Origin of the sequence: Nostoc sp. CHAB 5836, from assembly GCF_020829445.1 — a bacterium.
In the GTDB taxonomy this organism is placed as follows: Bacteria; Cyanobacteriota; Cyanobacteriia; order Cyanobacteriales; family Nostocaceae; genus Nostoc.
Genome location: NZ_JAIVFV010000036.1, coordinates 42,114 through 48,762 on the forward strand (window position 1 = coordinate 42,114; position 6,649 = coordinate 48,762).

Here is a 6,649-nt window from a genome sequence, read left to right on the forward strand (position 1 = left end):
ATTTATAATTGCCACCATCGTTGATATTCAGAGTTGCTTCAGCAGCAATATTAACTATTCCTGGGCCACTAATTACCCCTGTATACCATTGATTATTTTGTCCTTTAAGTGTGACTGTTCCTGTTGTGTTTAATGCTCCACTGTTGAGGATGAGGTCGTTGTTAATCGCCCCTTCTCCAAGAATTGTTAAACTACCACCCGAAATAACCAAATCTTCTTCAATTGTCAGCTTGGCAATTGATGTTGAGCCTTGACGAAAGGTAATCATAACCTCTTGTGGCACATCAATTACAACTTCATCTGTAGCTCCTGGTAATCTCCCTGTACTCCAATGAGTTAAATCATCCCAATAACCACTGCCACCAACCCAATAAACTATACTAGAGCTATTAGTATCTAAGTTTAACTCTGCTAATTCAGGGGATGTTTCATCAGTAAAATGAATATCTTCCCAAGTAGGAAGACGCCGCACCCCTATCGGTAGTGTAGCGCTCATAACTGAAGTACCATAATCTACATGAGATAGACCAAGTACGTGCCCCATCTCATGAGCGATCGCAGTTAGTAAATCAACTTTTCCCTCTCCTGGACTATTCTCTATTGGGTTAAACTCTGAATCGTCGTCTGGAGTAGGATCTATAAACCAGCCAATACCAGCAGCATCTTGGTCAAGAGTAATAACATTCCCGTTAGTCAAACCTAACTTCAAACTAGGTAGGTCGGCGATCGCTAATTGCACTTCTTTGAGAATACCTTGTTCTCCTGGAGTAATGCCCACACTCGCCCATCGTGCGATCGCTTCGCTACGGAATCTTTCTAATATTTCTGGTGTCAGTTGCTTTAAGCTTTGGCGATTCTTTGTATCATTAGGTACATTTATCGTCCCAAGAAGCTGGTCAGGTTGCTTCCTGATATCGCTTTGTTCTGTCTTGGGAGATATACTGAGGAGGCTTTGAGGAACTTCTTCCTGACTCCAAAAACCAACTAATGGGTCATCACTTGTAGTACCTGTGAGCAGGTCAAAGCTAGTAGTTGAGGTGTTACTTGAGTTTGGTTTGAACAACAGAGTCACTGTATTGGTGAAGGGCTGTTCTCCAAAAGAAGTTGAAGATAATGAATTATCAATTATGAGCAGGTCTGTACTGGGAGAGCCAACAAGTACATTTGGGGAGTTATTTGGATAAATTCCAATTCCTTGACTCAACTTCAATGGGTCTTCAATTCCCGCCATTATAGCCCCATCATTCACCACCATTGAGTCGGAGATCCCAAACAATTCGTTTATCCCTGACATATAGACCTCTGACTAATTTTTCAAATAGATAATCGTTCAATAAGTAGCAAGTCGCGAGGCAGAGGGCAGGAGTCAAAATAATTCGTAATTACTAATTCGTAATTCGTAATTAATACCCTATGAATAAATTCACTCTTTTTGGAATATGATGCACAGCATTTGTTTGTTTTCGATAACTGAAGTCAAGTCGCTTCTCCAAAATTCGTAATTCGTAATACCTCGACTCCTTTCAACTTCGCTCAAGGCGAGTCGCTACTTCGACGCCGCTCAGTACAAGTCGGCACAAGGAAAGTAATTCGTAATTATTACCCCAAAGGATAAATCCTGGGGCTTGAATAAATTTTAATTAGGGGCTTGTACTCGGAATTAGTTAATTAATAATTAATTCCTAATTTCTCAGTTGAAAATTTCCGAATTACGAATTACGAATTATTTGGTCAGTATTCCCTCCAGCAATAACTGCCCTCTGCCTCTGTTGATAACTTTTTACTACTTAGATAGCAGCACTCATCGCAAATACATCAGGAACTACAGTTTTCTCTTCACTAGTTTTACCTAAAAACTTATTACTAATAATTTCTTGGTAAGCTAATAAGTCTGCTTGCCAATTATCAATACCTTGATGTATGCTGTTTTTGCGTTCAACTGGAGTTTCACTCTTGACTTCGTAGCTAAAACTACCACTGAACAACACAATTGGGGTACTTGTTTCGTCTGGATTCCGCAGTGCTGCTTCATTTACACTCAGGTAAAATGGCCCACGCTCCAAGGTGTAAGCTAAGTTCAGTGTTGCTCTCACTGGTGCAGTCCCAGCTTCTTGCCATGAACCCGCAGATAATAGTGTTTCTGTTATAAATAAACGGGCTGCATCAAGATTTTTTTCAAAAGCAACGTAGCCTCTTGGATTAATCCCTACAGCTTCATACTCGACGTTGGGTAAGGCTTCAACATATTTTTTCGCGATCGCAGCAATAGCGATTTCTTCTACTGTTTTGTTTTCAATCGCTTCTATGAACATGACTCGTGTTGGTTCAGCTATTATAACTATGCCGTTGGTAAAGGCGACTTGGGATAGGCTTTGGGTATATATCGGTTGACGAGCCAATTCCCATTCCGTCGGGACGATGCCACTATAAAAGAGAAAATCTGGATTAAGTATTGTGGGTTTGTGATTTTTCGCAGCGATGATAATCCCGAACTCTTGTGTGATTAAGGTTTGGCTCATGATGTTATCAGGGTAACGGTGTATTTCAAGTTAGGAGTGTTTGTTTGTGCTGGCGGTGGCCTTGGTCTTTAGTGGAACTTGCGTCATCATCTGTTGTGCGGGATTGGGCATAAGATATAGGGGAGAAAAAACCAGAACGACCTCCGACGTTTCATCCCTTACATCCGCCTTTCTTTTAGGAGTTTCCCTAGGGCAGTACCCACCAGACGCATTAGCTTCAACTTTTGGCACATAACCCACTACTGGACACCCTTGTGTCCGAACACTTGTACCTTTATACACTTTTTTCCCGATTTTCACCCGCGAGATTCTACGTAAAGCTGCTCAAATCCCTTTTTAGGTACTAACTATATTGATTGTATTATTTTCATGAACTAAATCATTTGTCTCAAAGGCCAATTTCACTAACAGCTTGGGGCAACATTTCCAATTGTTCGGCTCGATATGCGATCGCTTCAGGAGTTGGACTACTGCCCAGAATTATCGCCGCAGCTTTCAGGGCTTGAGTATTGTTCAATCTCTTAGAGAGGTTTTTCAATGCCATGCCCATCAGCCGTAAGCATTCCTGAGCATTTTCTTTGGGTGGTTCAATAGCTAGCGATCGCAAATCAATTGTTTGCTCTAGTACAGCACGGCGGAAATAGCGCACCCATTAAAGGGGGGCGAGTAGTAATGGAACAGAAAACCGGGATAAGAAAATAAAGTAAAAAATATGGACAAAATTTCACCATGTATATACATAGACCGAACCCTTGTTATTCCGTTAATGATAGGTCTTTACCATGTATATACATGATATAATCGTTACAAAACTTAGGAACAGAAAACCGGGATAAGCTTTTCCCCTCAAATTAATTCAAAATCTTCGCGAGTATTTGGGTCTCTTAGAGGACGTAGTTCTCCGTGTTCTATGGTTTCTGCCAGAGAGAAATAATACCGCCCCAACACATTTATGTGCTTACGTCCTAGTGGAGACAATCTGACCACATCTTCAGGGTTAGCTGTTAGCTGTTAGTGGTTAGCGGTTAGCTGTTAGCTGTTAGTGGTTAGCGGTTAGCTGTTAGCGGTTAGCTGTTAGCTGTTAGTGGTTAGCGGTTAGCTGTTAGCTGTTAGCGGTTAGCGGTTAGCTGTTAGCTGTTAGTGGTTAGCGGTTAGCTGTTAGCTGTTAGCGGTTAGCGGTTAGCTGTTAGCTGTTAGTGGTTAGCGGTTAGCGGTTAGCGGTTAGCTGTTAGCGGTTAGCTGTTAGCTGTTAGTGGTTAGCGGTTAGCGGTTAGCGGTTAGCTGTTAGCGGTTAGCTGTTAGCGGTTAATTGTTATTTAGTAACTCTTAGTTTCTGGATAAAAGAATTGAGCATCCGTTTAATTTCTATTAACTCAGTCATCAATTTATCATGTTGTATTTTATCAATAAAACCCAAATCATGAGCCAGTATGAGTTGATATTCCAACTCGCTACCAGAACCCATTGCTATTTGAAGGAAGCGAGCAAAATCAGCATCTGTGTTTCTTCCACATCCTTCAGCTATATTTGTCGGGATAGAAGCTGCTGCTCTTCTCATTTGACTAGTTAAACCATATAGCTCTTGTTGAGGAAATTTTGCAGTAGCTTCATAAACTTTGAGTACTAGTTGATGGCTTCTTAACCATACTTTCAATTCTCTAAAATCTTTCATTTTTTCAATCCTTAGTAGTAATAACTACTATTTTAAAGCTAACTACTAATCGCTAATCGCTAATTATGAGTACTAATAATGGCAATGGAAATGGCAAACATTCAAACAATGGTAATGGCAGTTCTCAAAATCCAGTAATAACTTCTGTTGAGCAATTGAAACAGTTATCAACTGAGACATCCGATATTCAGCCAAAACCACCCACCACCGCACCCCGGTATGTGCCGAAATTCGACCAACCTGTAATTCTCCGACAGTCTCGCAAATGGTCAAGAGCTATCCTTTGGGGTCTGATGGCTGTTACAACTGGTACAATTATCTGGGCAAATTTAGCCAAAATTGAAGAAGCAGTTTCTGCTACTGGTAAGTTAGAGCCAACTGGTACTGTTAAAGAAATACAGGCTCCTGTTGGTGGCGTAGTTAAAGAAATTTACGTTGAAGATGGACAGCAGGTTAAACTTGGTGAACATCTTCTCAGTCTTGACCCCACTACTGCTAATGCCCAACTTGACTCTTTAAAGAAAATTCGCTTATCTTTAGTTCAAGAAAATCAGTTTTATCAATCTCAAATGAAAGGTGCGGCTATAGCTAGTCCTATCGATATTCCAGTAACAAATGAAATGCTTGACCTCACCAAAAGTAGAGCAGCAATAGTAGCAGAGAATCGAGTATATCGCGCTCAACTAGATGGTACAGGTTCTACTAGTGGACTAGACATAGAACAAAAAGAACGCTTAATATCTACTTCTTCGGAATTAGATGCGCGTGTAACTGCTGCAAAGCTGGAAGTTGACCAATTAAGTCGGCAACTCAACCAAACTGAGATTAAGCTAGCTGCTACGAAAGACACCTTGGTAATGAACCAAGGTATTCTTGATAATATTACCCCGTTAATGAATGATGGGGCAATTTCTCAAATTCAATATTTCAAGCAACAAGAAGAAGTCAGAAATGCTCAATCTGAAATTGACCAGCTTACTCAAGAAAGATTTCGTTTACAATCTGCTATTAATCAGGCACAAGCTAAGTTGCAATCAACTGTAGCTATTTCTCGTAAAGATTGGCTTACCCAAATTGCAGATAATAACAAAAAAATTGCTGAAATTGATTCTCAGTTGACTAAAGCCATAGTCGAGAATAATAAGAAGATTGCGGAAAATGACTCTCAGTTGAGTCAAACTCAAATGAATCTTCAATATCAGTCAATTAATTCCCCAGTTAAGGGTACAGTATTTGAACTCAAAGCTCATACACCAGGATTTGTAGTGACATCTAGCGAACCAATTCTGAAAGTTGTTCCTGATGATGCTCTGGTTGCTAAGGTCTACATCACCAATAAAGATATTGGTTTTGTCAAAAAGGGGATGACGGTAGATGTGAGGATTGACTCATTTCCTTTTAGTGAATTTGGTGATGTCAAAGGTAAGCTAGTATGGATTGGAAATGATGCATTACCACCAGATCAGATTTATCCTTTCTACCGATTCCCTGCTAAAGTACGGCTGGAGCAACAATCGATTTCGATTAATGGGCGTAAAGTACTTTTGCAATCTGGGATGTCAGTCAGTGGTAATATTAAACTGCGAGAACGAACTGTGATGAGTATCTTTACTGATATGTTTAGCTCTAGTGTTGAAAGTCTTAAGTTTGTACGGTAAACATAGCAAAAATATTCTAATTGGCACTGTTGCGATCGCTTCTTTGTTGCCGAACTTAAGCAGACACAACAACTGCCCATAGGTTCGATGCTGAGTACTGAGACCCTCTTATACCTATTCTAGTCCAATGCTTAACGCTACACAGCGTTTCAACAGAGCCAATATCAGGTACGGGTTTTGGTTAACATAGAAATTCCACTGACATTGCAAACAAAGTATGCCCAAGACTTGGAACCTAAAGATAGATAACTATTTCCAACCCAACCCAAAGTGCATCATCGCCACCGCCCATGTAGACAGCTTCCCCACAGACCTCCCCCTAGAACCCAACATCAGGGAACCAAACCGCAGAAGCGCCACCTACAGACAAATCTTCGACTCCCTGACGACCCAGCAAGAAAAATTCTTCTCCCGTCACAGTGGAATAACCCTGTGTGCAAATCAAGTCAAACTCAACAAAACTTTACTCGAACTAGAGATTTTAGAAGCCTCAGAGGGGGGAAGCGATGGGATTATCAACGGCGGTCACACAATTTTAGCAATTGAGCAAGCGAAAAAATACAAGTACGACCTAACCCAAGCCAGAGTCCAAGTTAAAATTCACATTGGACTCTCAGAAGACGAGGCGCTAGACATTGCTCTGGCTTCAAATACCACAACTCCAGTAGATTCTCGCTCCAAAATCAACGCCAGGGGTGATTACAAATTCATCAAGGAGGATTTAGCCGACTTAGAAGCCAAAGAAAACACAAAATTCCGCATTGCCTATTACCAGAATCAAAGCGGCGCTCCCAGAAACG

The 6,649-nt window shown here is 40.9% G+C and carries 5 protein-coding genes and 1 pseudogene; 2 read left to right on the top strand and 4 right to left on the bottom strand.

Annotation, left to right across the window (positions count from 1 at the left end):
* The 4 genes and pseudogenes from LC605_RS10055 to LC605_RS10070 form a co-directional block, all read right to left on the bottom strand.
* Window positions 1-1,294, bottom strand: a 1,294-nt coding sequence (locus tag LC605_RS10055) for a matrixin family metalloprotease (protein ID WP_229547411.1), incomplete at its 3' end; no start/stop codon positions are given.
* A 493-nt stretch (window positions 1,295-1,787) separates the two neighbouring features.
* Window positions 1,788-2,519 (bottom strand): hypothetical protein, encoded by a 732-nt coding sequence (locus tag LC605_RS10060; protein ID WP_229547412.1) that lies wholly within the window; start codon window positions 2,517-2,519, stop codon window positions 1,788-1,790.
* Window positions 2,520-2,916: 397 nt separating this feature from the next.
* Window positions 2,917-3,144, bottom strand: a pseudogene (locus LC605_RS10065) (hypothetical protein); the annotation flags it as partial.
* A 687-nt stretch (window positions 3,145-3,831) separates the two neighbouring features.
* Window positions 3,832-4,191, bottom strand: coding sequence for a four helix bundle protein (locus LC605_RS10070; protein ID WP_229547413.1), 360 nt, complete (start codon window positions 4,189-4,191; stop codon window positions 3,832-3,834).
* A gap of 65 nt (window positions 4,192-4,256) precedes the next feature.
* On the opposite strand from LC605_RS10070, the gene LC605_RS10075 reads away from it, so the two are divergent.
* Together LC605_RS10075 and LC605_RS10080 are read left to right on the top strand one after the other, a co-directional pair.
* Window positions 4,257-5,849 (top strand): HlyD family efflux transporter periplasmic adaptor subunit, encoded by a 1,593-nt coding sequence (locus LC605_RS10075; protein WP_229547414.1) that lies wholly within the window; start codon window positions 4,257-4,259, stop codon window positions 5,847-5,849.
* 217 nt (window positions 5,850-6,066) lie between these two features.
* Window positions 6,067-6,649: AIPR family protein (locus LC605_RS10080; protein ID WP_229547415.1), on the top strand; the 583-nt coding region annotated here is incomplete at its 3' end.

Excerpts from the sequence above, each read along its gene's own strand:
- LC605_RS10060 (WP_229547412.1), bottom strand. The coding sequence starts at position 2,519 with ATGAGCCAAACCTTAATCACACAAGAGTTCGGGATTATCATCGCTGCG.
- LC605_RS10070 (WP_229547413.1), bottom strand. The coding sequence starts at position 4,191 with ATGAAAGATTTTAGAGAATTGAAAGTATGGTTAAGAAGCCATCAACTA.
- LC605_RS10075 (WP_229547414.1), top strand. The coding sequence starts at position 4,257 with ATGAGTACTAATAATGGCAATGGAAATGGCAAACATTCAAACAATGGT.